This window comes from Lacibacterium aquatile (assembly GCF_042683105.1).
GTDB lineage: Bacteria > Pseudomonadota > Alphaproteobacteria > Elsterales > Elsteraceae > Lacibacterium > Lacibacterium aquatile.
Genome location: NZ_JBHUIP010000010.1, coordinates 48679 through 74640 on the forward strand (window position 1 = coordinate 48679; position 25962 = coordinate 74640).

General features: G+C 62.3%; 23 protein-coding genes. 15 read left to right on the plus strand and 8 right to left on the minus strand.

The genetic code is table 11. From position 1 onward, the window contains the following. Positions 1 to 91: 91 nt before the first annotated feature. On the minus strand, positions 92 to 1171 hold the full coding sequence (gene mutY / locus ACFSM5_RS10520; protein WP_379876318.1) for an A/G-specific adenine glycosylase: 1080 nt from the start codon (positions 1169 to 1171) through the stop codon (positions 92 to 94). Between the two features lie 24 nt (positions 1172 to 1195). Here mutY and ACFSM5_RS10525 point away from each other — a divergent pair, with 24 nt between their 5' ends. Further along, a complete protein-coding gene (locus ACFSM5_RS10525) occupies positions 1196 to 2068 on the plus strand; it encodes a DUF721 domain-containing protein (RefSeq protein ID WP_379876319.1) in 873 nt (290 codons plus the stop codon). A 264-nt stretch (positions 2069 to 2332) separates the two neighbouring features. Here the strand turns inward: ACFSM5_RS10525 and ACFSM5_RS10530 are convergent, their stop codons facing one another. Continuing rightward, entirely contained in the window at positions 2333 to 2659 is a 327-nt protein-coding gene (locus ACFSM5_RS10530) for a hypothetical protein (RefSeq protein ID WP_379876321.1), read from the minus strand. A 167-nt stretch (positions 2660 to 2826) separates the two neighbouring features. Between ACFSM5_RS10530 and ACFSM5_RS10535 the strand changes: the two genes are divergently transcribed. Further along, entirely contained in the window at positions 2827 to 5844 is a 3018-nt protein-coding gene (locus ACFSM5_RS10535; protein ID WP_379876322.1) for a phosphoenolpyruvate carboxylase, read from the plus strand. A gap of 393 nt (positions 5845 to 6237) precedes the next feature. Further along, positions 6238 to 7083 (plus strand): class II glutamine amidotransferase, encoded by an 846-nt coding sequence (locus tag ACFSM5_RS10540; RefSeq protein ID WP_379876323.1) that lies wholly within the window; start codon positions 6238 to 6240, stop codon positions 7081 to 7083. A 198-nt stretch (positions 7084 to 7281) separates the two neighbouring features. Here the strand turns inward: ACFSM5_RS10540 and ACFSM5_RS10545 are convergent, their stop codons facing one another. After that, the gene (locus tag ACFSM5_RS10545) at positions 7282 to 8079 is read right to left on the minus strand and encodes a PilZ domain-containing protein (RefSeq protein WP_379876324.1); all 798 of its coding nucleotides are present in this window, start codon (positions 8077 to 8079) and stop codon (positions 7282 to 7284) included. Between the two features lie 471 nt (positions 8080 to 8550). On the opposite strand from ACFSM5_RS10545, the gene hemC reads away from it, so the two are divergent. The 8 genes from hemC to ACFSM5_RS10585 all read left to right on the plus strand — a co-directional run bounded on the left by hemC (position 8551) and on the right by ACFSM5_RS10585 (position 15513). Next, the gene (hemC, locus tag ACFSM5_RS10550) at positions 8551 to 9471 is read left to right on the plus strand and encodes a hydroxymethylbilane synthase (protein WP_379876325.1); all 921 of its coding nucleotides are present in this window, start codon (positions 8551 to 8553) and stop codon (positions 9469 to 9471) included. After that, positions 9468 to 11306, plus strand: a complete 1839-nt coding sequence (locus ACFSM5_RS10555) for a uroporphyrinogen-III synthase (protein WP_379876326.1) — start codon at positions 9468 to 9470, stop codon at positions 11304 to 11306. Before hemC ends, ACFSM5_RS10555 begins: the two co-directional genes overlap by 4 nt. A 4-nt stretch (positions 11307 to 11310) precedes the next feature. Further along, a complete protein-coding gene (locus ACFSM5_RS10560) occupies positions 11311 to 12639 on the plus strand; it encodes a heme biosynthesis HemY N-terminal domain-containing protein (protein WP_379876327.1) in 1329 nt (442 codons plus the stop codon). Then, the gene (gene cobU / locus ACFSM5_RS10565; RefSeq protein WP_379876328.1) at positions 12636 to 13166 is read left to right on the plus strand and encodes a bifunctional adenosylcobinamide kinase/adenosylcobinamide-phosphate guanylyltransferase; all 531 of its coding nucleotides are present in this window, start codon (positions 12636 to 12638) and stop codon (positions 13164 to 13166) included. The genes ACFSM5_RS10560 and cobU overlap by 4 nt, the downstream gene beginning before the upstream one ends. An 85-nt stretch (positions 13167 to 13251) precedes the next feature. Beyond that, positions 13252 to 13929: a lipid-binding SYLF domain-containing protein gene (locus ACFSM5_RS10570; RefSeq protein ID WP_379876329.1), complete on the plus strand. Its 678-nt coding sequence runs from the start codon at positions 13252 to 13254 to the stop codon at positions 13927 to 13929. 53 nt (positions 13930 to 13982) lie between these two features. Then, positions 13983 to 14639, plus strand: a complete 657-nt coding sequence (locus tag ACFSM5_RS10575) for a peroxiredoxin (protein WP_379876330.1) — start codon at positions 13983 to 13985, stop codon at positions 14637 to 14639. Further along, positions 14639 to 14890 (plus strand): hypothetical protein, encoded by a 252-nt coding sequence (locus ACFSM5_RS10580; RefSeq protein ID WP_379876331.1) that lies wholly within the window; start codon positions 14639 to 14641, stop codon positions 14888 to 14890. Before ACFSM5_RS10575 ends, ACFSM5_RS10580 begins: the two co-directional genes overlap by 1 nt. After that, positions 14887 to 15513, plus strand: a complete 627-nt coding sequence (locus ACFSM5_RS10585) for an SCO family protein (RefSeq protein WP_379876332.1) — start codon at positions 14887 to 14889, stop codon at positions 15511 to 15513. Before ACFSM5_RS10580 ends, ACFSM5_RS10585 begins: the two co-directional genes overlap by 4 nt. A 74-nt stretch (positions 15514 to 15587) precedes the next feature. Here the strand turns inward: ACFSM5_RS10585 and ACFSM5_RS10590 are convergent, their stop codons facing one another. From ACFSM5_RS10590 to ACFSM5_RS10610, 5 genes are all read right to left on the minus strand, one after another. Further along, on the minus strand, positions 15588 to 15959 hold the full coding sequence (locus ACFSM5_RS10590) for a hypothetical protein (protein WP_379876333.1): 372 nt from the start codon (positions 15957 to 15959) through the stop codon (positions 15588 to 15590). 162 nt (positions 15960 to 16121) lie between these two features. After that, the gene (gene moaB / locus ACFSM5_RS10595) at positions 16122 to 16652 is read right to left on the minus strand and encodes a molybdenum cofactor biosynthesis protein B (RefSeq protein ID WP_379876334.1); all 531 of its coding nucleotides are present in this window, start codon (positions 16650 to 16652) and stop codon (positions 16122 to 16124) included. Continuing rightward, a complete protein-coding gene (locus ACFSM5_RS10600) occupies positions 16649 to 18406 on the minus strand; it encodes a lytic transglycosylase domain-containing protein (protein WP_379876336.1) in 1758 nt (585 codons plus the stop codon). Before ACFSM5_RS10600 ends, moaB begins: the two co-directional genes overlap by 4 nt. Positions 18407 to 18602: 196 nt before the next feature. Beyond that, a complete protein-coding gene (locus ACFSM5_RS10605; RefSeq protein ID WP_379876337.1) occupies positions 18603 to 19499 on the minus strand; it encodes a uracil-DNA glycosylase in 897 nt (298 codons plus the stop codon). A gap of 40 nt (positions 19500 to 19539) precedes the next feature. Beyond that, complete coding sequence (locus ACFSM5_RS10610; protein ID WP_379876338.1) at positions 19540 to 20724, minus strand: MFS transporter; 1185 nt, start codon at positions 20722 to 20724, stop codon at positions 19540 to 19542. Between the two features lie 170 nt (positions 20725 to 20894). Between ACFSM5_RS10610 and ACFSM5_RS10615 the strand changes: the two genes are divergently transcribed. The 4 genes from ACFSM5_RS10615 (at position 20895) to ACFSM5_RS10630 (ending at position 25961) form a co-directional block, all read left to right on the plus strand. Beyond that, positions 20895 to 22511 carry an electron transfer flavoprotein-ubiquinone oxidoreductase gene (locus ACFSM5_RS10615; RefSeq protein ID WP_379876339.1) on the plus strand — a complete coding sequence of 539 codons (1617 nt, stop codon included), beginning with the start codon at positions 20895 to 20897 and terminating at the stop codon, positions 22509 to 22511. Between the two features lie 64 nt (positions 22512 to 22575). Next, positions 22576 to 24309 carry a tetratricopeptide repeat protein gene (locus ACFSM5_RS10620; protein ID WP_379876340.1) on the plus strand — a complete coding sequence of 578 codons (1734 nt, stop codon included), beginning with the start codon at positions 22576 to 22578 and terminating at the stop codon, positions 24307 to 24309. A gap of 104 nt (positions 24310 to 24413) precedes the next feature. Continuing rightward, positions 24414 to 25358: a glutathione synthase gene (gene gshB, locus ACFSM5_RS10625; protein ID WP_379876341.1), complete on the plus strand. Its 945-nt coding sequence runs from the start codon at positions 24414 to 24416 to the stop codon at positions 25356 to 25358. A gap of 318 nt (positions 25359 to 25676) precedes the next feature. Continuing rightward, positions 25677 to 25961, plus strand: coding sequence for a hypothetical protein (locus ACFSM5_RS10630; protein ID WP_379876342.1), 285 nt, complete (start codon positions 25677 to 25679; stop codon positions 25959 to 25961). The last annotated feature ends 1 nt before the right edge of the window (position 25962 follow it).

The window sequence follows — 25962 nt, forward strand, 5'->3', positions numbered from 1 at the left end:
TAGGCGCTTGCCAGCGCAGGCGCGGAGCGTGCTGGAGCACGTGAGCACCGAGCACGGGAAGCAACGACGCAGATCGCCGCCGGACGAACGCCTACCCCTTCAATACGCGCTTTGCCACCTTCGCGAATAGCGTCGGCAACTCTACATCGCCTAGCTTCTCGAAGGCTACCCAGCGACCTAGCTTGGGGTAGCCGAGTCCGACCTGGGCGACGCGGATGCTGAGTTCCAGATGGAAGTGGGTGAAGGTGTGGCGGATGCCGGTGGCGAGATCCCGCCAGTCGGCCTTGATCGGCGCTGCAGCGGCAATCGCCTCGACCGTCGGGGCGCTTTCAGTCCAGACCGTGCCGGGGAATTCGAGCATCCCGCCCAGCAGGCCGCTTTCCGGGCGCTTGCGCAGCAGCACCGCGCCATCCTTGCGCATCAGCACATAACAGACACCATGACGCGTCGGCTTGTCGGCTTTAGGCGCTTTCAGGGGATAGCGCTCCATGGTTCCCGCCACCCAGGCCGCGCAATGACCGCGCACGGGGCAGAGACCGCAGGCAGGACGTTTGGGCGTGCAGATCGTCGCGCCCAGATCCATCATCGCCTGGGCATAGTCGCCGGGGCGCTTCAACGGCGTCAGCATCTCGGTCAGGGCTTTGAGGGCCGGTTTGGATTTTGGCAGCGGATCCTCGACTGTGAACAGGCGCGCGATCACGCGCTCCACATTCCCATCCATCACCGCCGCAGATACATCGAAGGCGATGGAGGCGATGGCTGCCGCCGTATAATCGCCGATGCCCGGTAACGCCCGCAGCGCCTCCGGATCGGATGGAAAGACGCCGCCATGGCGCGCAACTACGGCCTGGGCACATTTATGCAGGTTGCGGGCGCGGGCGTAGTAGCCAAGCCCGGCCCAGCGCGCCAGGAGATCGTCCAAGGGAGCAGCGGCAAGATCGCCCACCTTGGGCCAGCGTGTTGTGAAGTCGACGAAGTAGCTGGCAACCGTCTGCACGGTCGTCTGCTGCAGCATGACTTCGGACAGCCAGACCCGATAAGGGTCAGCCTGCTCACCCGGCAGCGCACGCCAGGGCAGGCGGCGGCGGTGGCGGTCGTACCAGTCGAGCAGCAGTTCGGCGTGACGGGCGGCTGGATATGCGGCGGTCCAGGCCCTATTGTCGGCTGACACGAAAAAGAAACCTCAAAGGCGGCCATGGCGGACGAGAAAATCGACCGGCACGATAATGCGGAATTGCCCATCGATGACAGCGGGGAAATTTCGGGGGATGCTTTTGCCCTATCGCCCGAAGGCCGGGAGTTCAGCGAGAAACGAATTGCGTTGATACTGTATCGCTTTGGCCCTGTTGGTACCCTTGATGTCGCCAAGGCGGCCGGATATCGCTTCGCGACGACTTTGAGCCTGTTAAAAGAACTGCGTGCGGGAGGCATGACTTTGCTCACCCGGATGCCGGGAAAGAAATACCCAGGACATAGCCTCACCACAGAAGGGACCACCCATGTTCAGGACCTAATCGAACAGGGTGAGATCGATTTACCCGAAGATGTCACGCTCGAGGATGTTCAGGACATCGCGGCCTGGCGTCTCAAGCGTTGGGACGCAGAGCAACGGCAGCCGACGGTGGCCGGTGCTCGTCGCATTGGTTGGGTTACGGCACCGATGACACGCAAAGCCGCTCTCGACCGAGGTTTCATAAACACCCGCATCCTCGTCGACTGGGACAAGATCGTTCCTGGAGATTTGAGCGATATGGCCCGCCCTCTAGAAATTCGCCGTAATCTGAAATCAGGTGAAGCGACGTTGGTGGTGTTGGTGTCCAGCGCCACCGCTCTCACCATTCAGCATTATGAGCCGCAGATTCTTGAACAGTTGAATACGTACTTTGGTTTTGATGCCGTAACAAAACTACAGCTAAAACAAGGTATATTGCCGCTTCCCAAAGGCCGTAAACGCACAACCGGAGCGATCAGACCGCCCGATGCCGCGCCGAACCTGGAGTCAGTGCAGGATGACGAGTTGAAGGCCGCGCTGGACCGGCTGCATGCAGCAAGGTACGCCAAGCGCTGACGGGATTTTGACAGGCGGAAAAGGCTGATCTACGCGGCTTGGCCACGCAAGATCCCGGCCCGGCGGCGTTGCCGCCCAACATCTATGCTAGCGCGCAAAGCGCGCGGTGTCCGGGATGACAGACTCTATTTGAAGCTTAGAAGCGAAGGTCGGAAGGGCCAGATGCTAGGCGCTTGAGAGCGCAGGACCGGAGCGTACTTCCTGTACGTGAGGATCCGAGCACCTCAAGCAACGACGCAGATGGCCCTTCCGGGCGAGCGCCCTCTAAGAGAGGTCGCCGATGATGTCGAGATAGACCTCCGCCGACACGCCTGACAGATCCTTGATGTGGGCGGCATGACCCGTTCGGGTCGCGGCATCGCAGAAGGCGGTGGTGAAAACCGTATCAAACGCCCGATGCACGGCACCCGGCTGCAAAGCACCTGCAGCAACCAGAACTTGCACAAGCGCTTCAACGGTGCATTCGGCGCGGGCCAGACGGCTGGGAGAAACAGCCATAGCCTCCATTGCCGCCCGTTTCACTTCGGGACTCAGGCTGGGAACAGGCAAGGCGTCATACGGGGTAACTTTGACCACAATCTCACCGTTCACTTGAGGTTCAATGACACAATGGCATGGAATCCTTAAGAAATCGACACCAACTTAAGCTAAACCCTTAAGACAATTTTCTGAAGCCTATCCGTAAGAAAACTACGTTGCGCTGCAATAGCGTTCGCCCCATTGTAGGTGCCTTGAAATTCAGCAGAGGGATACGCGTCATGGCCCGCCCGCAGCGACATAAGGTTTCCGACCTGCCTCCGGCTCCCCCGGTCGCAGGCAAAACCACTCCGCTGCTGCCGGAGGCCAGCCTGTTTCCCGTCGACACCATGGCTGATCCCGCCGTGCTTGAAGCTTCGCTGCGCGAAACGCTACAGGACTATCGCGAACGATCGGAAGTGGATCCCTTCGGCGACCCCATCCTGATGCTGGCGCTGGATCTGACGCGCCGCCTGGATAAAAACGAGATCACACCATCGGCCGTCGAGCAGTTGGTTCAGCGCCTCACCACCACGGCTTTCCTCGACAAGGCCAAGCGCATCGGCACCTACGTCGGCGAAACCGATCCCGACCGGAATGCTGCCGGCATCCGGTCGCTGATCCGCGCCCTGGCGCAACCCGATGCCGAACTGCCGCCGGTACCGTTCGAGCGGTTCCGGGCGTCGATTGAGCGCTGGCACTATGGTGTGGTCTTCACCGCCCATCCGACGTTCTCAACCAACCTCGAGCTGTCACGGGTGCTGGCACAATTGGGTGCAGGCCGCGATCTTACTGGGGCGTCACTGAGCCAGGACGCGCGTGCTAAGTTGGTTGCCGAAGCGGCCACCGGCGAACATCGCCCGCCCTCCGCCCTGACGCTCAACGCCGAACATGATTGGTCCATGGAAGCCCTGTCCAATGCGCAGAGCGCGCTCGAGAAGGTCCATGGGCTGGTTTTGGAGATTGCGCAGGAGATCTATCCCAACGAGTGGCGCGCGCTCAATCCGCAGCTGATCTCGCTGGCCACCTGGGTCGGCTATGACCATGACGGGCGTGCTGATATCACCTGGGCCGATACGCTGCGCCTGCGCCTGAAGGTGAAGCTGACGCAACTGCGGCGCCATCGTCGCACGGTCGCGACCCTCATCAAGGATATCGGCAGCGCTCCGGCAGGGGCCGTGCTGGAGTTGATCGACAGCCTGCTGGCCTTGGCCGCCAAACAGACGGAAGAACAGATCGCGGTCGCCCGGGATGCTGCTGGGAATCTGCCCGAAGCCCAACGCTTCGCCCGCGCCCTGGTCGGCGGACAGGAGAGTGGCCTGACCGATGCCGCACGTCTGGTGCAGCTGGCGACTCGTGCCCTGGATGCGACCGAGGATGGCGTCATCGCCCAACGCCTCGTCGGGCTTCGCGCAAGCCTCGCAGGTCATGGGCTTGGTCTGGGCCATAGCCATTTCCGCCTGAATTCCACCCAGCTGCATAATGCTATCCGCAAGCAAGTGGGGCTGGAGACGGGGGCCGATGACCCAACCTATCGCCGCTCTTACCTGAATGCCATCAATGATCTGATTGCGGGTGCCGAGCCGGTCACGGTGAACCTCGGCTCGCTGATGGCAGAGCAGACGTCGGCCAAGCGCATGTTCATGATGATCGCGGAACTGGCCAAGCATATCGACGCCGAAACGCCGATCCGCTTCCTGATCGCCGAAACGGAAAGCGCCTTCACGCTGTTGGTCGCGCTCTATTATGCACGGCTCTTCGGTCTTGAAGACCGCCTGGAAATTTCGCCCTTGTTCGAGACCATTTCGGCCCTGGAGCGCGGCGACCAGATCATCGAAGAAGCCCTGCGCTCGCCCCATTATCGCGCCTATGTCAAGAAGACCGGCAAACTGTGTGTTCAGTTCGGCTTTTCCGACAGCGGGCGCTATCTGGGTCAGACGGCGGCCACTTTCTGGATCGAACGGTTGCGCATGCGGTTGGCCTCGGTGTTGGCGCGCCATGGCCTCGACCATATCCAGGTGGTGCTGTTCAATACCCACGGCGAATCGATTGGCCGCGGCGGCCATCCGGTTTCCATGGCCGACCGCCTGCGCTACCTCGCCCCGCCGGTCAGCCGGTCGGAATTTGTGCTGCATGATATCCAGGTGAAGGAGGAAAGCTCTTTCCAGGGCGGCGACGGCTACGTCTATTTCCTGCAGCCCGACCTGGCCTTTGCCTGCCTGGCCCGGGTGCTGGAAAGCGTGCTGGCCCCAGAACGCGAAGCCGCCGACGATCCGATCTATGCCAACCCGGACTATACGACCGAGTTTTTTGCGGCGATCAAACAATACTTCAGCGATCTGGTCGAAGATCCGAACTATGCCACGCTGTTGGGCGTTTATGGCACCAACATGCTCTATAAGACCGGCTCGCGGCCGGTGAAGCGTCAGCATGACCTGGGTCGCCCGGCCGATCTGTCCCATCCCTCGCAGCTGCGCGCCATCCCGAACAACGGGGTGCTGCAGCAGATGGGTCTGCTGGCCAATACCGTCGGCGGTCTGGGGCGTGCGACCAGCAAGGAGCCCGAACAGTTCTGCGCCTTGCGGGCCACCTCGCCCCGCTTTGCCCGCGCTATGCAGATGGTGGAATTCGCCGCCTCCGTCTCCGACCTCGATGTGCTGCGCGCCTATATCGACACGCTCGATCCCGGCATGTGGCTCAATCGCGCGGGACGCACCAAGCTGCCCGCCCGGCGTGAGGAATTGAAAGCCGTCGCCGCTCACCTGGAGCGTCTGGATCTGCACGCGCGCCTGTCCAAGGTCTTCCGGCATCTGCAGGCCGACTATCTGGCGCTTCGGGAAAGCCTGCGCCTCTGCGCCGAAAGCTCCGGCAAGCCGCTGGTCGGCGTGGGGGAGGAGCAGCGCGCCGTGCTGATCCTGTTGCATTCTATCCGCGTGGCGCTGATCCATCGGATTCTGCTGCTCGGCACCCATATCCCCGATTTCTCGCCCCAGCATGGCCTGACGTTCGAGGAACTGTTCGCCCGCATTGTCCACTTGGATATCGAACCCGTGGTGGAAGCGCTGGAGGAAATCTTCCCCGACCGCCATGACGGCGATCCGGCGGGCCTCGATTTCGGCGAGCCGGCCACCTACAAGGGCGGCAGCGCCCAGACCTACGAACAGGAGCACGAACAGCTTTTCCGCCCGATGAAAAGCTGGTTCGAAATCCTGCGGCGGATCGGCACCGCCATCACCTACGAAATCGGCGCCGTTGGGTGACGCTCGGCGGGAGGGGCCATCTGCGCCTTCGCGTCTAAAGCGCAAGAAAAAGGCGACGCGGCTCGGCTAGACGAGATCCCGGATCAAGTCCGGGATGACGGGTTCTTTTTGTCAGCTTTAGAAGTGAAGGCTGGTCGATGAGCTGCTAGGCGCTTGAGAGCGCAGGACCCGGCGGCGTTGCCGCCTATCGTAAATGCCAGCGCGCAACGCGCGCGGGAGCGTACCTCTGTACGTGAAGGGCCGAGCATCTCGAGCAACGACGCAGATCGCCGCCAGACGAACGACCTTTCCGCGAATTAAGGTCCCTGGCAGTTTCCCGCCTTGTATTTACTGAAATGTCATGTGCTTAATGATCGTGATGAACTAGCGCAGCCTGGGGGAGGGCGCCGATCTATGTGCAGATGGCTTGCCTATAGCGGACAACCGATCTTCATGAGCCGTCTGCTGTTCGAGCCGCAGAATTCGCTGATCAATCAGTCCCTGCAATGCCGCAAGGGTGTGGTCGCCACCAACGGCGATGGGTTTGGCGTCGGCTGGTATGGTGCAAAGAATACCCCGGGCCTTTATCGCGATATCCGCCCGGCCTGGAACGACGATAATCTGCGCAGCCTGTCCGAACAGATCGAAGCCAATCTGTTCTTCGCCCATGTCCGCGCCTCGACCGGCACCGCCACCAGCCGCGTGAACTGCCATCCGTTCCGCTGGGGCAAATATCTGTTCATGCACAACGGCAAGATCGGCGGTTACGAGACCGTGCGCCGGACGTTGGAGTTCCAGATCCGCGAGGATCTTTATCCCTCCCGCGAAGGTTCCACCGATAGCGAGCTGTTCTTTTACCTGCTGATCGGCCACGGCCTCGAAACCGACCCGGTGGGAGCATTCTCCCGCGCGGTCGGCGACATCGAAGCGGCCATGCGCCGTCATAATGTGACCGATCCGCTGCGCATCACCTGCGCGGTTTCGGACGGCAAGCGCCTCTATGCCCTGCGCCATTCATCCGACCGTCAGTCGCCCAGCCTCTATTATGGTGTCGGCGGCTGCATCACGGTCGAAGAGGGCAACTGCTGCTTCACCAAAGGTGACGGATCGGTGCTGGTTCTATCAGAACCGCTGGATACCGCCGGGACGGAGAACTGGCATGCCGTCGATGAAAGCCAGCTAATCACGGTCGAGGACGGCCATGTCACCGTGACCGCCTTCCAGCCGCAGGTGCCAAAGGTCGCGGAAGCAGCGGAATAGGCCCCTCGACGCGGTTTGGCCACATGAGATCCTCGGGTCAAGCCCGAGGATGACGGTTCTTGTCTGAAGCTTTAGAAGCGAAGGCCAGAAGCATGAGATGCTAGGCGCCAGAAGAACGCAGGCGCGGAGCGTACTCTGAGTACGTGAGCACCGAGTACTTCGGGCAACGACGCAGGTCGTGCTTCTGGGCGAGCGCCGTTAACCGCGCTCGCCGTGGGTGCGAAGGAGAGTCTGAAAAAACTCGAACCCGGCGCGGGTCGAGCGCAGGAAGCGCACGCCGAAGCGGTTGCCGTTTTCCGTTTCCTCGATCCGCATGACGCGGACGGTTGCCGGATGTTTGATGCCGCCTTCGGCTCCAAACTCGATCTGCATTTCATAGCCGACCGGCAGCTTGCCCGGCAGGCCCTGGATCAACAGACCGCCGATCGACCAGTTGAAGGACGTGCAGTTGGTCTCGCCGATCTTGATCGTCAGGGTCGGTTCGGTGAAGCGCTTGTGGCCACGCCGCTCCTGCTTGGCGAAATTCACCATCTTGGGCGTTGCTTCGCCCGGCTTGGCCTTGGTCGGCCCTTCGAACCAGTTGCCACCGGTTTCGCCGATGATGTCGATCTTTTTCTGAACAATCTCCCGCATGCCGTCTTCGGCGCCCATTTCCATCGCTTTTTTCAGCGCTTCGCGGGCAATCGCGATCTGTTTGTTCTTTTCCTTGTCGTTCTTCATCATCGCGGCTTCGCGTGCCGCGTTCAGGGCATTATCGCAAAGCTTGCCGGCTGTCGTCAGCACGATCGACTTGGCAATGCCGGCCTGCTCGCTACAGAAATCTCGGGGGATAGTCTTGTCATTGAACGAGGCGAGGAGGGCCTTATATTGCCGCTCGACATCCGCCAGTTTTACCGCCGCCGACGCAACACGCATCCGGTCAATTTCCTGCCGGGTGCGATCCATCTTCTGCTCAATTTGCCGACGCTGTGCGTCGCGGTCCTGTTCATTGTACATGGTCGACAATTCTATCTCCCTTTCCAACAAGCATACGCCGGAAGTGACATTTTTCCAACATCTTGTGGAACGGTATTGCAAAGCCGGATTCACCGAGGCAAAGCCTTGGTTTCCACAACTATTACCATGACGTTAACGCCTTTGAATATATTTAAAATCAAAACTAAATTGACGGTTTTATTCCTGTGTTCGTTGACGAACCCTCACATCTGGTAGGGATTTACCGCAAGCCCCACTAGGAGTATTAGCATTCGCATATTCTTTGCATACTTCAAGGTGCGCTCCCTCGCCCCAAGAGGGTGATCTCTCGCTCTCTTTCCACCTGAAGAGGCGGACGGAGAGGGTGACGTGCCGTTTGGCGCCTTTCTCGCAATAAATAATTAACCAAAAAATATTTTAACGGATCGCCCGCCGCCGTGATTTTCCTGATTTCTTGCGTGTCGTCGGGGCATCGCCTACAACGAAGCGGTCATGACAGCACGCCCGAGCCTCATCATCGGCACCCGCGGCAGCCCGCTCGCCCGCGCCCAAGCCACGGCCGTCGCCAGCGCCCTGGCCGCCGCTCACGCCGATTTAGCCCTGCCCTCTGCGATCGAGATCCGGATCATCAAGACGACCGGCGATCTGATCCAGGACCGCACCTTGTCCGAAATTGGCGGCAAGGGGCTTTTCACCAAGGAAATCGAGGATCAGCTCGCCAGCGGTGAGATTGATATCGCGGTCCATTCCATGAAGGATGTTCCGACGGCCCTACCCGAAGGGCTTGGGATCGTCGCCATCATGGAACGCGAGGATCCGCGCGACGCACTGATCGGTCCTTATAAGTCGCTGGCGGATATTCCGCCCGGTGCCACCATCGGTACCGCATCGCTGCGCCGGGGCGCCCAGACCCTGCATCTGCGCCCGGATCTGAAGATCGAGCCGTTGCGCGGCAATGTGGAAACCCGCCTGCGCAAGGTGAATGAGGGCGTCGTCGCCGCGACTTTCCTGGCGATGGCGGGCCTTAACCGCCTGGGCCTGACACAAAGTTCCGGCGCCGTCGCCATCGACCCCAGGGAAATGCTGCCCGCGACCGCGCAGGGCGCGGTGGGGATCGAGGCACGGATCAGTGACGCACGCACCCTTGCACTACTGGCCGCCATCGACCATCACCCCAGCCATATCTGCGTGCGGGCCGAACGCGCGATGCTGGCCGTGCTCGATGGGAACTGCCGCACCCCCATCGCCGGACTCGCCTTGTTGGACGGGGATCGCCTGACCCTGGAAGGCGCGGTGGTCACCCCCGATGGCAAGACCCTGTACCGCCTGACGGAGCATGGCTATGCCGATGCGCCCGAAACCTTGGGTATGCGCCTGGGCGAGCGGTTGAAATCAAAGGCCGCGGCGGCATGACGGGCCTGCGCCTCGTCATTCCCCGCCCCCTGCCAGAGGCTGAAACCCTCGCGGCGCGTCTCACTGCCGCCGGACACCGCCCGCTTGTTTCGCCGCTACTGACGATACAGCCGCTCGAGACAGCACTTCCCGACATCGCCGCCTTCCAAGCTCTGCTGGTGACATCGCCCAGCGGTGCGCGCGCCCTTGCGGCAGCCACTCCCGATCGGACCAATAAGCTGCTGGCCGTTGGTGCCGTGACCGCCCAGCATCTGAAGGACGCCGGTTTCAGCGATGTCGTCAGCGCCGATGGCGACGGCAGGGCGCTGGCTGCCCTGATCGGACGGACGCTGAAGCCCGAGGCTGGACCGCTTCTCCATGTGGGTGGCGCCGACCGGGCCGTCGATTTCCAGGCTCTGCTGCCGGATTTCAAGGTTGAAACCGCAGCGCTCTATGAGGCAGTGGCCGCCGACGGCTTGCCCGAAGAGCTGGAGCGCGCCCTGCGCCGGGACGAGCTGGATGGCATTCTTCTGACCAGCCCCCGCATCGCCGCCATTTTTGCCCGGCTGGTGCGTGACCGGAAATTGACGAAATCCACTGTCAGATTATCTGCCTATTGCCTGTCGCCCGCCGTTTCCGACGCGGCAGCGCTGCCGTTCGGCAAAAAGCGCGTGGCGGCAAAGCCGGATATCGAGAGCCTGTTGTCCTTACTGGGAGAGACCACCGTGGCGGAACCGACTGCAGCTGTGCCCAGCCCGACACCTGCTCCAAAACCTGAAGCGGCTAAACCGACCCCTCCCAAGCCCGAGGTAGTAAAACCCGCGCAAGCTCCCGAAGGACAAAAGTCTTCCGGTGGGTTCGTGCCCGGCTTCATCGGTGGTGTGTTGGGAGCCGGGCTGGTGGCAGCCTTGCTCGCCGGAACCGTTTCCACCTGGCAACCCTATATTCTGCCGACGCCAGCCACCCCGCCAACCAGCGCAGCTGTCGCAACTCCGACGCCTTCGACCGACCCCGCTTTACTGGATCGTCTGCGCAAGATCGAACAGGATTTTGCTGCGCGGCCCAGCCTTGCGCGACCGGCCGACGCCGGCAGCGACGATGCCCGAATTGCCGCGCTGGAGCAGGAACTCGCGGCCTTGAAGGCTCGCCCGGCAGAGGCCCCCGCTCCGGCGGTCAATCTGGATCCGTTGCGCGACCGCTTGGATGCTCTGGACCAGCGGATGCGGGGCGCCGCAGACGCTGGCGCCGTCACCGCCCTGCTGGCCCGTCTGGAAGAGGTCAACCGCAAGGCCGAAGCCGCCGAGGCTGCTGCTGGCGGACAGGTCCGCGACCTTGCCCAGCGCGGCAATCTGGCGCTTGCCACTGCCCAGATCGCCGTCGCCGCCCGCGATGGTCGCAGCTTTGCCGAGCCGGTTCAGGCTTTGAAACGTCTGGTCGGAACCGACGCAGACTTCAACGAGCCGCTGGCGACCCTGACCCCTATCGCTGGCAACCTGCCGACGCTCGCCGCCCTCCGCGATGAATTTCCGGCCGTTGCCCGTGCCGCCAAGACCGCCGAACTGGTCGCCCATGACATCGGCTGGTGGGCCGAAGTGGAACGGCTTGCCGGGCGGCTCATAACGATCCGCCGGACGGACAAGCCCCCTAGCGACAGCCTGGACGACAAGCTGACCCGCACCGAAGCGCTGCTCGGGGCGGGGGCGCTGACCGAAATTCCGGCTCTGCTGACCGGCCTTGAACCGACGGTCGAGGCGGCCGTTGCCCCTTGGCGCGACAAGCTGTCCGCCCGGATCGCGGCCGACGGTGCGGTCGCCCGCTTGACGGAACTGGCCCTCACCCGCTCCGGCAAGGAGTGATCCGATGCGACGTCTGGTCCTTTATTGCGTCAAAGTCAGCCTGCTGGTGGCCCTGGCGGTCTATCTGGCCAATGAACCGGGAACTGTGCGGATCGACTGGCACGGCTGGCGGATCGAAACGAACGTCGCGCTGCTGATCGTTCTGATTCTATTGCTGACCCTGCTGGCCTATGGCGCCGCGCTGCTGTGGCGCCTGGTGCGGGCAGGGCCACGCGGCTGGCATCGCCGCCGTCAGGCTGCCAAACGCGACGCGGGGTTTGCTGCCCTGACCCAAGGGTTGATCGCGGTGGCGGCAGGCGATGCCGAAGGCGCGCGCTCGGCTGCCCGCAAGAGTTTCGGTGCCTTGGGCGACCGGCCCCTAGCCCTGCTGCTCACCGCCCAGGCTGCCATGCTCGACGACGACGAAGTTGCCGCCCGGCGTAGCTTCGAAGCAATGTTGGAGCGACCGGAAACGGCGTTTCTGGGCCATCGCGGCCTTGCTGCCGCCGACCTAAAGTCCGGTGATCTGATCGCCGCGCTGGAGCATGTGGAACGGGCCATCCGCCTGAAACCGAAATCCCGCTGGGCTTTGTCCACCGCCGTGGATCTCGCCGCCCGCATCGGCCAATGGCAGGCTTTGGGCGATTATGTGGATGCCGCCAGCGCCGCCAAGGTTCTAAGCCCCGAGGATGCCACCCGCTATCGCCTACTGGTCGCCCTGGGTGCAGCCGAAGGCGCCATGGCAGGCGGCGATGCCGCGACGGCCGAGGTCGCCGCGGATACGGCCTTGAAACATGCACCCGACGCGATCCCCGCCGTCCTGATCAAGGCACGGGCGCTGCTGGCGTCGGGCAAACCCGCCAAAGCCCGCAGCTTCATCGAAAAACATTGGAACGCCGCCGCTCATCCCGACCTGGGTGCCCTCTATATCGAGACCCTGTCGGAAGATAACCCGCTGACCGCCGCCAGCCGCGCCGATGCGCTGCTGAAGACCGCACCCGAGCGCGCCGAAAGCCATCTGGTGATCGCCGAATTGTCCCGGCGGGCCCATTTGTGGGGCGAAGCGCGACGCCACCTGCTGGCCGCCGAAAGCGACCCCGCCACCCGCCACCGGGTCTATAGCGCTCTGGCTGAACTGGAGATGGCGGAACATAACGATCTGGCCAAAGCCGATGCCTGGCGCGTGAAGGCAATGGCCGAACAGCCGCAGCCCGCCTGGCACTGCGTTTCCTGTGGGAGTGGCGCCAGCAGTTGGTCGACTCGCTGCACGGCCTGCGGCACTCCTGGCGGTTTGACGGCGCAATCGCGTGGCCTTATCGCTGGCGGCCCGCTTTTGCCAGCAACCGCGCTATGAGTGATGTCCCTTTCGGGGCACGGGCAACGACAAGCCTGATCATCGGCGGTGCGCGCTCCGGCAAGAGCCGCCTTGCCGAGGAACGATTGACCGCAATGGGCGGCGGTACCTTTATCGCTACCGCCCAAATCTGGGACGAAGAGATGGCAGAGCGTATTTCTCTGCATCGTGCCAGCCGCCCTGCCGATTGGACCTTGATCGAAGAGCCGCACGATCTGATCGGTGCTCTCGACCGGGCAGAAGGATATGGGCGCCCTATTCTGGTGGATTGCCTGACCCTCTGGCTGTCCAACCGCCTGCTGGCGGGCGCTGATCTGATGGCGGAAAGCCGCGCGCTGGCGGACCGCCTGACCTCTCCCGCACAGCCTGTCTTGCTGGTGACGAACGAGGTCGGGCTGGCCATCGTGCCGGAAACGCCGCTGGGCCGACGCTTCCGCGATGCGGCAGGGTCGCTCAATCAGCGGCTGGCGGCGATTGCAGGGGATGTCACCCTGGTCGTTGCCGGTCTTTCCCTTAAACTAAAGTAACAATACCCGCCCCATACCTGCCGCAATGTTAAAGCAATATTGCCATGGCCAAGGTAAAGGCCCGTTAAGATTGAGGAGCGCTTAGATGTTTCGACTGACGACTTGGATTGCCGCACTGTTGCTTGGCGCCATGGCCCTGACGCGACCGGCATTGGCCAATGATCAGCAGGAGCTGGTCGATCGCGCCAAGATCACCGTCGACAGCCTGCGCAACGACGATAACCTGAAAAGCCCGATCAACTCGCTGCTCGCCCGTGCCAAGGGCGTGCTGGTCTTCCCCAATCTCTTCAAGGCCGGATTCATTCTGGGCGGTGAAGGCGGCAGCGGTGTCCTGCTGCTGAAAGGCAACGATGGCTCCTGGTCCTCGCCGGCCTTCTTCGGCATGGGCTCGGGCTCCATCGGCCTGCAGATCGGTGCACAATCGTCGGAAGTCATGTTCATCATCATGACCGACGGCGGCCTGCGGAAGATCCTGAATAATTCGATGAAGCTGGGCGTCGATGCCGGTGTCGCTGTCGGCCCCGTCGGCGCGGGTGTCGAAGCCTCGACCACCGTCAACCTGCGCCAGGACATCTATGCCTACTCCAAGGCCTCCGGCCTCTATGGCGGCGGCGCCTTCGAAGGAAGTGTGCTGACCCCGCGCGAGGAGTGGAACCGCGCCTATTACGGCGGCAACCCGACCACGCGCTCGATCACTGTCGACCGTCAGTTCGACAATGCCAGCGCCAATGCCCTGAAGGCCGCCTTGGCCTCGGCGCAATAGGCCGACATAAAGGCCTGCTTGCCAGTAAAGCCACTTCGGTTTAGGAGGGACGGATGAGCGATCATCCGTCCCTTTCCGTTTCCGGGCTGCCACGCCTGGGTATGCCCGCCCCGGTTTTTGAAGCCGACAGCACCCATGGTCGCATCGCCTTGGGCGATTTCAGCGGCTCCTGGCTGGTGCTTTTCTCCCATCCTGCCGACTTCACACCTGTTTGCACGACTGAGTTTCTGGCTTTTGCCCGTGCGCAGGAGGAATTCGAGAAACGCGGTGCGGTGTTGCTGGGTCTGTCCATCGACAGCATCTACGCTCATCTGGCCTGGCTGCAACGCCTGGAAGAGAAGTTCGGCGTGCGGGTGAACTTCCCGGTGATCGCCGACCACAACCGTGCGGTTGCCACCGCCTATGGCATGGTGATGCCGGGGGAAAGCAAGACCGAGGCGAGCCGCTGCCTGTTCGTCATCGATCCGAACGGCGTCGTTCGGGCAATGATCTATTATCCGATGAGCGCGGGGCGCAGCATCCCGGAGGTTCTGCGTCTGCTGGATTCCCTGCAGCTCACCACGTCCCAGGGCCTTGCGACCCCGGCCAACTGGCAGCCCGGTGATAAGGCCATCGAACCAGCCCCCCGCACGATCGAAGAGGCCCGCGTGCGCGCAGCCGATCCGACGGCCGACGATTGGTTCTATCGATTGAGGCAGCCAAAAGGCTGATGGCTTGCCTCAATCCCGACGGCACTTTGACCCGCATTGCCCGTGCTGTACTGACGGCTGTGGAGGCGGGGGCGGAGGACGAGGCGACCCTTGCACAGACCGCGAGCCTGCCGCTGTGGCGACTGCGCGCGTCCTTGCGTGAAATTGGCGCAGCAGGCTTGATCCGGGCTGAGGGTAAGGGCCATATCCTCACCGCAAAAGGTCGGGAGGTACTGGAGCTGTCCCGCGAACTCGATGGGGACCCTTCATGACGCCGCAACGTTTTAAAGCCATCATCATTTCCTGCCTTGCCATAGCGGCCCTGGGCATCGGTGCAATCGTCGCGATCCTGTTTGCCAAAGAAGATGGCCCTTTGAGCGCAAGCGACAAAGGCTCTTTTGGCGCGCCCGCCATCGGCGGGGCGTTCGAACTGGTCAATCAGGATGGCAAGACGGTCACGGACAAGGATTATCGCGGCCGCTTCATGCTGATCTACTTCGGCTATAGCTTCTGCCCGGACGTCTGCCCGACCGCCCTCTCGGTCATGGCCGATGCCCTGGACCAGCTCCCCGAACCCCAGCGCGCCAAGGTCGCCCCGCTTTTCATCACCATCGATCCTGAACGCGACACCGTGGCCTTGATGAAGGAATATGTGCCGCAGTTCTATCCCACCCTGGAAGGCCTGACCGGCACGCCCGTTCAGACGGCTGCCGCCGCCAAGGCCTATCGCTCCTATTTCAAGAAGAATGAAGCGACAAAAACCCAGGAAAACTATCTGATGGACCATAGCTCCATCGTCTATCTCATGGGCCCGGATGGTCGCTTCATCACCAACTTCACCCATGAGACGACGCCCGAACGTATGGCGGCGAAGCTCAAGGAAGTGACTGGCTAAAAGATACCGACCGCGGGAAGACAAAAAGGCCCCGCAGTGCGGGGCCTTGAAGTACTTACCAGCGGGTACTGAAATCAGAAGGCAATCATCCGGAAAGCCGGACCGGAGTTGCCGATGATCGAGGACATGGTGGCCCCGATCATGGCAAGCGCGGAGGCGGCGACGCCAAGCCCGACCAGCGCCAGCATCTTGCGGCCAAACTGCTGGGCGCCAGCGGTCCGCGAGACATATTCAGTCTCCAGCGGCTTGGCGACCAGAGTATAGATCCTGCGAACCCCCTGGGGCAGATGGGCGACGACGCGCACCGGCTGGGTCTTATCGAGGCCGAACAGGGCACGGGCGCGCAGCATCGCGGCGTGGAGCGTCGTCGTTTCCGACAGCTCGACCCATCGACCGTTATCCAGCACTTCGATGTTGTAGCGACCGTTTTCCGAAACTTCAGTCATGGCTGCCTATCCTTGGAAACCTGCCGCAAACTGGGTTTGCGCGACGGGTATGGGACGATGATTCCGCGAAGTCTCGTTTCTGCCAAGAAGTTTCGTTTCGGATTTTTCCTGGATTCATTGAGTATTTTAGAGAACTTAAATGAATCCTGCTTTTGCTCTTCGTTAACGCTCTTGAAGCCTTGGCATCAACTCCACCAGATTGCAGGGCTTGTGGCGCGCGTCGAGCTGCCATTGCAGGATCTCGTCCCAGCCATCCTTGCAGGCACTGGTCGATCCCGGCAGCGCGAAGAGATACGTTCCGTTCGCCAGCCCCCCAGTCGCCCGACTTTGAATGGTCGAGGTCCCGATCTTCTGAAAGCTGATCCAGCGGAAAAGTTCCCCAAAGCCAGGGATCGATTTCTCATACCGGCTTTCAAAGGCTTCGACGGTGACGTCCCGGCCCGTCAGCCCTGTACCGCCGGTGGTGATCACCACATCGACGTTGGGGTCCGCGATCCATCCGTCGAGCAGCGCCCCGATGGCGGCGACATCATCCTTCAGCAGCCGCCGGTCGACGACCTTATGGCCGGCGTCCGTGGCGCGCTGCTGGAGGAGATCACCCGACGTATCGTTTTCGAGCGTCCGCGTGTCGGAAACGGTCAGAAGGGCGATGTTGACGGGTTTGAAAGGCCGGGTTTCGTCGATACGGTTCATCGGATTGACGCTAGCTCCTGGGGCGCATACTGCCCTGGAACATAGGTCGGCGATTTACCGGCTGCAAGCTGCGTCAGCCCATCGGTCTGCTGGCCAAGACGCATCTGATAGAGGAAGTAATTGTGCAGCGAGCGGGCCGTGAAGTTCCGCGTCTCGGCCGAAGGAATAGCCTCGATCAGCAGTAGGGGGTCACGACCGGCCTTGGCCTGCTGCACCCACTTCTCCATGTTCCCGATACCGCCGTTATAGGCGATGGTCAGCTTGATCAGGTCGCCCTTGACCGACTTATGGGTCAGCAGCGTGTGCAACAGACGCTGCCCCAGGGTCAGCGACAGGGCCGGATCATAGAGATCGTCGGGACCATCGAACCGCACCGGGCGGCCCATCTTGGTCATGGCCTTTGCCGTTCCCGGCATCAACTGCATCAGACCGGTCGCACCCGAGGCGTTGGAGACGGTCGGATCGAAATGGCTTTCAACCTTGGCGATCGCATAGACCAGCGCCGGATTGACGGCAAAGCCCGGCGTCGGCGCCCAGGGCGGAATCGGATAGAGACCCGCGTCGAAGCGCTGCGACTTTTCCCGCAGCAGACCGCCGGCGACACTCATGGCAAGGCCGGGCATACCGCCACGTTCCGCCAGGGTGAGCATCGACAGCGCCAGGTCTTCGGGCAGCTTGGGCAGGGCCGCGCGCAGCTCCGCTTCCGCGATCTCGCGGCGACCGACCTGCACCAGAGCCAGCGCCCGGGCAACCGACGGATAATCTTTCAGCTGACCGACTTCACGGGCCTTCAGGGACGGCAATTCCCAATCGAGACCCATGTCCCAGCCAAGCGAGCGGCGGGCCAGCAGACCGTGCAGGCTGTGCGGGCTTTCAGCAGCCCGCGCGAACATCTGGTCGGACTTGTCCTTCTTGCCGACCGCCTTATAGGCACGACCCGCCCAGAAGGCACCTGCCGCATTGGTCCAGGAAGATCCGTTGGTGGACGCCGCGACGGCTTCGAACAGCTGGGCCGCTTCGGCCCGGCGCCCCTGACGCCAGGCAGCCAGACCGCCGAACCAGGCAGCGTCCGGAACCTTATCGGCGGATTTCGCCGCCGCCTGCCCCAGCGAAACCGCCAGTGCATCCTTACCCGCCTGGAAAGCGCGCAAGGCAGCACGGCCCCGCTGCTGGTCCAGCAGAATGGGATCCTCGACACCCGAGGCGGCCAGAATGCTGGCAACATCCTCGACCTTGCCAGCGCGCAAAGCCTTGGTGACCTTGGCTTCGAGAGCTGCGGCCCCCGAAGCAGAGGAACGATAGGGCTTGTCGCGCCAGCTCATATCCTCGTCGCCGGAGCGCGAGAAACCGGCAGAGGCCGCAACACCCTTGGGAAGGGCCGGGTCGCCTGCCTTCTTTTTCCCCGAAGCAAGCCGGACCATGCGGGCGGTTTCGGCCTGACCACGATAGGCGGTCAGCCAGGCATGCGCCTCGCGATAGGTGGTCTTATAGCCTTTGGAGAGATAACGCTCGGCCAACACATGGCCCATCAGGCGACGGTCGCCCAGCGCATCGATCAGCTTATCGGCCGTCGCAAAATCCCCGTCGGTCTGGGCCGACAGGATACGACGGTAGAGGACCACGTCACCGTCACTCAGCACCTCGGGCAAACGACTAAGAGCGTCATCCGCCGGCAAGGCCGGGCCAGTTGTGTAGGTCGCGATGTCGGTCGGTCCAAGCCCTTTAGTTAAACCCTGGGCGTGGGCGACACTCACCGGTTTCATCGGGGCAGCTAGTGCCATCGTGACGGAGACGCAAAAAAGCCATCTCCTCCACGGGCGGGGCTGACCCCCCATGTCCAAGCTAGGCATCGTCATGATGGATAAACTTGTAGCTATCTCTTCCGCGAATGACAACCCCGGTCACGCTTAAGTCACCGAGTGCGCGCTATAACATTCGTTAATGTTCGCGTTAATTCTCGCGACCGGGAATAAGAATTCCCAGTGATTCCAATCGCTCTTGAAACATCATTAAATCTTTCCATGCATCACGTTTCTGTGCGGGTGATCGCAGGAGATATGAAGGATGATATGTGGCTAAAGTTGGAATGATTGGACGATCAGATTCTGTGCTTTGTTCGAACCATTGACCACGCAGCCGACTGATGCCGTCCGTGCGATCCAAAAGCGCTTGCGCGGCGGTCGCGCCAGCCAGCAGAACAAGCTTGGGCTGGGACAATTCTATGAAGCGCCGCACGAAGGGAACGCAGAGCGCGACCTCCTGCGGGGTCGGCTTCCGGTTGGCGGGCGGGCGCCAGAAAATGATGTTGGTGATGAGCACGTTTTCGGAGCGCGAGAGGCCGATGGCCCCTAGCATCCGATCCAGCATCTGACCCGCCGGACCGACAAACGGCTTGCCGGTGCGATCCTCTTCCTGACCCGGCGCTTCCCCGACCACCAGAACAGGCGCACCCAAGACGCCATCGCGGATAACGGTCCGGTTCGCCGTCGCCTTCAACGGGCAGGCATCGAAGGCTTCGATAGCCGCCTCCAAGGCCTCCAGGGTCCCCGCTTCGGCGGCAATCGTGCGCGCCGCCTTCAAGGCCCCCTCGTGACGGACCTCGCTTTCCGGGGCATCCGTGGGAGACTGGGCGGCCGGGCGCGCCAACACCTGCCGGGCGGGCAGATGGCGCACCTGCTGCGGCCCGGACGCTGCGGCAGGGGCAGGCCTGCTGGCTTCGGCCATCGACGGCGGCGGCAATGGATCGGGAACGCGAAAACGGTCGACGGCCACATCGCCGATGGCTTCGTCCACCCCGACCGCGAGGTACCAATCGAGCAGCGCCGCAAGCGCGTTATCGGGCGTCACCGGAATCATCGCCCTTGGGTATCACCCTTTGGCGCCCGCATCAAAGTTTCCGATAGCGCCCGGCTGCCAGCACCAGCAGCACCGCGATCAGGGTCAGGCTGGACAGCAGCATCAGACTGCTCTTCGCCCCGATCAGATCCGACAGGGCCGCCAGCATCACGGGCGATAGGGCGGCCATCACCAAAACCGGGCGCGTGATGAGGCTCGCAACCTCCCCATAGCGTTGAGGTCCGGCGATGCCCAGGGGCACCGCACCACGGGCAATCGTCAACAATCCGTTGGCAGCGCCATAGAGCATGGAGAAGGCGAAGACTCCCACCGTCCCCAACCCAAGCCAGGGCAGTAGAAAGGCGACAGGGGTCAGGGCCGTCGCAATGAAGGTGATCAGCCAGGGCGATCCACCGCCACCGGCGATCAGTTCCAGAAAGCGGGACGCTACCTGCCCTACGCCGCGCAGACTGCCTGCCGTCACAGCCATTGCATGATCCAGGCCCAGAACCTCCAGCAGGTCAAACATATGGGCGGAGAAGGCGGCATTGACGAAGCTCAGCAACACAAACGCCCCGCCATAGAGGAATAGCTGCTTCTTCTGGATCGCCGTCAACGGCGCCTCTGTCGTTATCTGCTGTGGGCGCGCCGAAGCCCCGGCCGGTCCCTTGAGGCACCAGGCATGCAGGGGCACGCAGATAATCAGATTGCAGGCAGCGAAGCTTAGGCACAGGCCACGCCAACCCACAAGCTCGAGCAGGAGGGAGCCGATGGGCCAGAAGATCGTCGAGGCCAACCCGCCATAGAGCGTCAGCGCCGTGATCGCCGGACGAGCCGCCGCCCCGCCAATCGCAGTCAGGCTGGCAAAGGCAGGCTCGTAAAGAGTCATGGCCATCGCCGCCCCCAGCAGCGCCCAGCCGATGCCGAAGACCGCCACGGAGGGCGCCAGCCCCAGCACGACCAACCCCAGAGTCGCCAGCAGCGACCCCGCCGTCATCACTGCCCGGCCCCCATAGCGGTCGATCCGCTTACCCACCAGCCGCACACAGAGCGCATTGACGATCAGTGCCGCCGAGAACAGTGCAAAGGTCGTCGTGCGCGACCAGCCCTCCTGTTCCGCCAGGATCGGCCCCACCAGCGGCGGCAGATAATAGATCGTGCCCCAGCCGACAATCTGGGTCGCACCCAGGCTATGCACAGGTTTACGCAGGTTAGGCGGCAGGGAGAAGCGGGACATGATGGCAGCAGCTTAGCCGGGCGATCATCAGATGACGATGGTGAGAATGTTGGCCCCGCCCGTACCTTCGGCTAGCATGCGCCGCATCTTGGCCCGAAACGGGCTGCACAGCGTTAAGACAAAAGAACGGGCCGACAAGCTGCCCGGCTTTTTGAAGGGGGAGAGTTCGCATGTCGCGCGAGGTCATGGAATACGACGTCGTCATCGTCGGGGGCGGGCCATCGGGCCTATCGGCGGCGATCCGCCTGAAGCAGCTGGCCGGAGACACACTCTCCGTCTGCGTCGTCGAAAAAGGCTCCGAGATCGGCGCGCATATCCTGTCGGGCGCCGTGTTCGAGCCGCGCGCGCTGAACGAACTGATCCCGGACTGGAAAGAGCGCGGAGCCCCGCTGAATGTTCCGGCAACCGAGGATCGTTTCCTGCTGTTGACCGAGAAATCCTCGATCCGTCTGCCGACCCCGCCGCCCATGCATAACCACGGCAATTACGTCATCAGCCTTGGTAATCTCTGCCGCTGGCTGGCGACCCAGGCCGAGGAACTGGGGGTTGAGATCTATCCCGGCTTTGCTGCCGCCGAAGTGCTTTATGGCGAGGCTGGCGAAGTAGTCGGGATCGCGACCGGCGACATGGGTATCGGCCGCGATGGCGAAAAGACTGCTGCCTATGAGCCGGGCGTCGAACTGCGCGCCCGCCAGACCCTGTTCGCCGAAGGCTGCCGGGGCTCGCTGTCGAAAAGCCTGATGGAGCAGTTCAATCTGCGCGAGGGTGTCGAACCCCAGACCTACGGCATCGGCATCAAGGAACTCTGGGAGATCGATCCCAGCAAACATAAGCCGGGCCTGATCATCCATACCGCCGGTTGGCCGATGGATATGAAGACCTATGGCGGGACGTTCCTCTATCACCTCGACAACAACCAGATCGTCGTCGGCTTCGTGATCGGCCTCGACTACGACAATCCGCACCTCTCCCCCTTCGATGAGCTGCAGCGCTTCAAGCACCATCCGGCGGTGAAGGACTTCTTCGAAGGCGGGCGGCGCATCGCCTATGGCGCGCGCGCGCTCAATGAAGGCGGCTGGCAGGCGATCCCGAAACTGACCTTCCCCGGTGGCACGGTCATCGGCTGCGCGGCAGGCTTCCTGAATGTGCCCAAGATCAAGGGCAGCCACACGGCGATGAAATCCGGCATGCTGTGCGCCGAGGCGGTCTACGAACTGCTGACCGGCGACAGCGGCAGCAATGAAGCCATCAGCTACCGCGAGAAGTTCGATGCCTCCTGGGTCGCGGACGAACTGAAGGCCGTGCGCAATATCCGCCCGGCCTTCTATAAGGGCCTGCTAGCAGGTATCGCCTATGGCGCCTTCCAGTGCTTCATCTCGCGCGGCAAGGAGCCCTGGACCTTCAAGCTGCACGCCGACCACACCAGCCTGAAAAAAGCCGCCGACGCGCCGGTCATCAGTTATCCCAAGCCCGACGGGAAGATCAGCTTCGACAAGCTCTCGTCCGTCTTCCTCTCCAGCACCAATCACGAGGAAGACCAGCCGATCCATCTGCAGCTCAAGAATCCGGAGCTGGCGATCTCGGTGAATTGGGAAGAATACCGCTCGCCCGAGACACGCTATTGCCCGGCCGGGGTCTATGAAATAGTCGGCGAGACAGATAAACGATTGCAGATCAACGCGCAAAATTGCGTGCACTGCAAAACTTGCGATATCAAGGATCCGCGTCAGAATATCAATTGGGTCGTGCCGCAGGGTGGCGGTGGCCCAAATTATCCCAATATGTAGCGCTTAAGTTTCGCATCGACCGGCTGCACCCCCTGCGACCGGCAAGCGGCAAAAGGACGGTTAGATGGCTTTGACAGAGCGGACGGTCAGGATCGGGGCGCTGCTGGCGCTGACACTGCTGGCAAGTGGCTGTGCCCCGGCCACAGCTGGTAGCCAGCCGATCACCGGGACTTCCGACCCGACCGGAACTGCCGCCGTTACCTCGCCGCTGGGAGCCTATCTCGCAGGCAGCGTTGCGGCGCGTACAGGCGATTTCACCGCCGCTGCCGATCTACTGAAAAAGGCTCTGGCAGCCGATCCCAACAACATTGAACTGCTGCGCCGCGCCTTCATCGCGACCACCGGTGAAGGGCACACGGACGACAGCATCGCCCTTGCCAAGCGCCTGCTGGCGGTGGAGCCGGACAATCCCGTCGCCAACCTGGTGCTGGCCTTCGAAGATGCCCGGGTCGCCAAATATACCGAAGCGGACAGCCGCCTCGTCACCCTGCCGCGCACCGGCATCAACAATTTGCTGATCCCCTTGATGCGCGCCTGGCTGGCGGCTGGAAACAATGATTTGACCAAGGCTGGCGAACTGCTGAAGCCGATTGAGGAAATCAGCCAGGCCCGCGACACCTTCAACTTCCACTGGGGCGCCATGGCCGCGCTGACCGGCAACCGCGAGATTGCCGACAAGGTCTTTGGCGAAATGATCGCGAATGATTCCGCCCCGCCCCTGCGGGTGGTGGAGGTCATCGGCCGCTATTACGAAGCGACTGGCCAGCTCGATAAGGCACGTGCGCTCTATGACGGTTTCATCTCCCGCGATGCCGACAGCGATTTTCTGATTGTCGCCAAACAGCGTATCGCCGATGGCAAGCCTGCCAGCCGCGCGATGGATGCCGCGACTGACGGTCTCGCCCAGGGCATGTTCGACATGGCGACCCTCTGGCAGCGAGAGCGGCCGGGCGGTGACTTGGCCCTGGTTTTCACGCGCCTGACCCTGCAGCTGGATCCCAATTTCGAACTTGCCAATCTGCTGCTGGCCGAGGTGCTGGAGTCGCAGCATCGGGCGCCCCAGGCATTGGCGGTCTATGCCGCCGTGCCACGCACCTCGCCCTTCTCCTGGACCGCACGAATGCGCATGGCGATCCTGAAGGACAGTAAGGGTGATACAAACGGCGCGATTGCCGACCTCAAGGCCATGGCCGATGAACGCCCCCGCAGCGAAGAAGCCCTGGCGCGCGCTGGCGATATCCTGCGCCTGCACGAGCGGTTCGATGAATCGATCCCTCTCTATGACGCTGCCGTCAGCCGCGTATCGAAGGTCGAGCGTCAACATTGGTCGCTGCTCTTCAACCGCGCCATCTCGCTGGAGCGATCGGGCCAATACGAGCGGTCGATCGCCGACCTGAAGCAGACCCTGACCCTGGAGCCGGATCAGCCCTACGTGCTGAATTACCTCGGCTACACCTGGGTCGACCGGGGAGAGAATGTCGAGGAAGGCAAGAAGCTGCTGGAACGTGCAGCCGCGCTGCGGCCCCGTGACGGCGCCATCATCGACAGCCTGGGCTGGGCCTACTACCGATTGAAAGATTATCCGCGCGCCCTGGGGTATCTCGAGAAAGCCGTCGAGCTGAAACCGGGCGATGCCACGGTCAATGATCACCTTGGCGATGTCTATTGGCAGGTCGGGCGCCGTCTGGAAGCCAAGTACCAGTGGGAGCGCGCCTTGAAGCTGGGACCGGAAGCCAGTGCCCTTGCTCCGCTTAAACGCAAGATCGAACAGGGCCTCGATCCCGCCGCCGCAAAATAACGTCAACGGCCTCAAGTAGCGCAAAGCGCGTTAGGCCACCTTACAAAACGGCCTCAAGTAGCGCAAAGCGCGTTAGGCCACCGAGCAAGGGACTACATCGGAAAATGGCACTTACCGTCGCGTTGCAGATGGACCCCATCGAGAGCATTGATCTCACCGGGGATAGTTCCTTCATGCTGGCGCTGGAAGCCCAGCGCCGTGGCCACAAGCTCTATCACTATCTCCCCTCGCGCCTTTCCATGCTGAATGGCCGGGTGCGTGCCTTCGCCCATCCGCTCGAGGTGCGCTACGAGAAGGGCAATCATTTTACCAAGGGCGAACCTGTCCTGCTGGATCTGGCGGACGATGTGGATGTGGTGCTGCTGCGCCAGGATCCGCCCTTTGACATCTCCTACCTCACCACCACCTGGCTGCTGGAGAAGGTCCACCCCAAGACCCTGGTGGTGAATGATCCGCGCTATGTGCGCGACATGCCCGAAAAGCTGTTCGTGACCGATTTCCCGGACCTGATGCCGCCGACCCTAATCTCCATCGATCCCAGCGAGATCGCGGCCTTCCGGTCCGAGCATCAGGACATCATCGTGAAGCCGCTGTTCGGCAATGGTGGTGCCGGGGTCTTCCACCTCACGCCGGGTGATGAGAACCTGTCCTCACTGCTGGAGGTTTTCGCCCGTACCTTCCCGCGCGAACCTGTGATGGTGCAGCGCTATGTGCCTGCCGTTCGTGAAGGCGACAAGCGCATCATCCTCGTCGATGGCAAGGCTGTCGGCGCGGTGCTGCGGGTCCCCGCCCAGGGCGAGGCGCGCGCCAATATGCATGTGGGCGGTCGGGCAGTGAAAACCGAACTGACCAAGCGCGATCTCGAAATCTGCGAAGCCATCGGCCCGACCCTGAAGGAACGCGGCCAGATCTTCGTCGGCATCGATGTCATCGGCGATGTCATCACCGAAATCAACGTGACCAGCCCGACAGGCATTCAGCAGATCAACCGGCTGGATGGCGTGCAGCTCGAACGGCTGCTCTGGGACGCGATTGAGGCACGACGCTAGCCCCGGCGGCGATCTGCGTCGTTATCTGAAATGCTCGGATCCTCACGTACAGGAAGTACGCTCCGGTCCTGCGCTTTCAGATGCCTAGCATCTCATCCGCCGGGCCGTCGCTTCTAAACTGCAAGATGAGGCCGTCATCCCGGACTTGATCCGGGATCTCGTGTAGATCGGTCAAATCCTAGCGCGCGCCGGTGACAAGACCGCGACTACTCCCTCGCGACCGCACTCTGGCCCAACTTTACCCGTGACCTGGAATGAAACTTTCCCACGTCGGCAGCGTTATCTACGCAGCCGATCTGATTTCGAAAGGACAGTGCCATGGCCACCACGACCCGCAATCTCGAAAGTGAATTCGATACCCTGAAGCAGGATCTTGCCACGCTGCGCGCCGATCTCGGCTCGCTGGTCGGGGTTCTGAAGGACGAGGGTGTCGCCAAGCTCAATGGTGCCGCCGCCCAGGCCAGTGTTGCCGCCGGCAAAGCCGTTGATCTTGGCAAGCAAGGTGTTTCCGAGCTTGAAACCACCATTGCTCAGCGCCCGCTCTCCAGCGTGCTGATCGCTTTTGGCGTCGGTGCCGTCATCGGCCGCCTTACCCTGCGTTAGG

Coding starts and splice junctions, on each gene's coding strand:
- ACFSM5_RS10525 (WP_379876319.1), top strand. CDS start 1,196: ATGGCGGACGAGAAAATCGACCGGCACGATAATGCGGAATTGCCCATC.
- ACFSM5_RS10620 (WP_379876340.1), top strand. CDS start 22,576: ATGGCTTTGACAGAGCGGACGGTCAGGATCGGGGCGCTGCTGGCGCTG.
- ACFSM5_RS10585 (WP_379876332.1), top strand. CDS start 14,887: ATGACGCCGCAACGTTTTAAAGCCATCATCATTTCCTGCCTTGCCATA.
- cobU (WP_379876328.1), top strand. CDS start 12,636: ATGAGTGATGTCCCTTTCGGGGCACGGGCAACGACAAGCCTGATCATC.
- ACFSM5_RS10615 (WP_379876339.1), top strand. CDS start 20,895: ATGTCGCGCGAGGTCATGGAATACGACGTCGTCATCGTCGGGGGCGGG.
- ACFSM5_RS10570 (WP_379876329.1), top strand. CDS start 13,252: ATGTTTCGACTGACGACTTGGATTGCCGCACTGTTGCTTGGCGCCATG.
- ACFSM5_RS10610 (WP_379876338.1), bottom strand. CDS start 20,724: ATGTCCCGCTTCTCCCTGCCGCCTAACCTGCGTAAACCTGTGCATAGC.
- ACFSM5_RS10630 (WP_379876342.1), top strand. CDS start 25,677: ATGGCCACCACGACCCGCAATCTCGAAAGTGAATTCGATACCCTGAAG.
- gshB (WP_379876341.1), top strand. CDS start 24,414: ATGGCACTTACCGTCGCGTTGCAGATGGACCCCATCGAGAGCATTGAT.
- ACFSM5_RS10555 (WP_379876326.1), top strand. CDS start 9,468: ATGACGGGCCTGCGCCTCGTCATTCCCCGCCCCCTGCCAGAGGCTGAA.
- ACFSM5_RS10540 (WP_379876323.1), top strand. CDS start 6,238: ATGTGCAGATGGCTTGCCTATAGCGGACAACCGATCTTCATGAGCCGT.
- ACFSM5_RS10590 (WP_379876333.1), bottom strand. CDS start 15,959: ATGACTGAAGTTTCGGAAAACGGTCGCTACAACATCGAAGTGCTGGAT.
- ACFSM5_RS10545 (WP_379876324.1), bottom strand. CDS start 8,079: ATGTACAATGAACAGGACCGCGACGCACAGCGTCGGCAAATTGAGCAG.
- ACFSM5_RS10535 (WP_379876322.1), top strand. CDS start 2,827: ATGGCCCGCCCGCAGCGACATAAGGTTTCCGACCTGCCTCCGGCTCCC.
- moaB (WP_379876334.1), bottom strand. CDS start 16,652: ATGAACCGTATCGACGAAACCCGGCCTTTCAAACCCGTCAACATCGCC.
- hemC (WP_379876325.1), top strand. CDS start 8,551: ATGACAGCACGCCCGAGCCTCATCATCGGCACCCGCGGCAGCCCGCTC.
- ACFSM5_RS10580 (WP_379876331.1), top strand. CDS start 14,639: ATGGCTTGCCTCAATCCCGACGGCACTTTGACCCGCATTGCCCGTGCT.
- ACFSM5_RS10560 (WP_379876327.1), top strand. CDS start 11,311: ATGCGACGTCTGGTCCTTTATTGCGTCAAAGTCAGCCTGCTGGTGGCC.
- ACFSM5_RS10575 (WP_379876330.1), top strand. CDS start 13,983: ATGAGCGATCATCCGTCCCTTTCCGTTTCCGGGCTGCCACGCCTGGGT.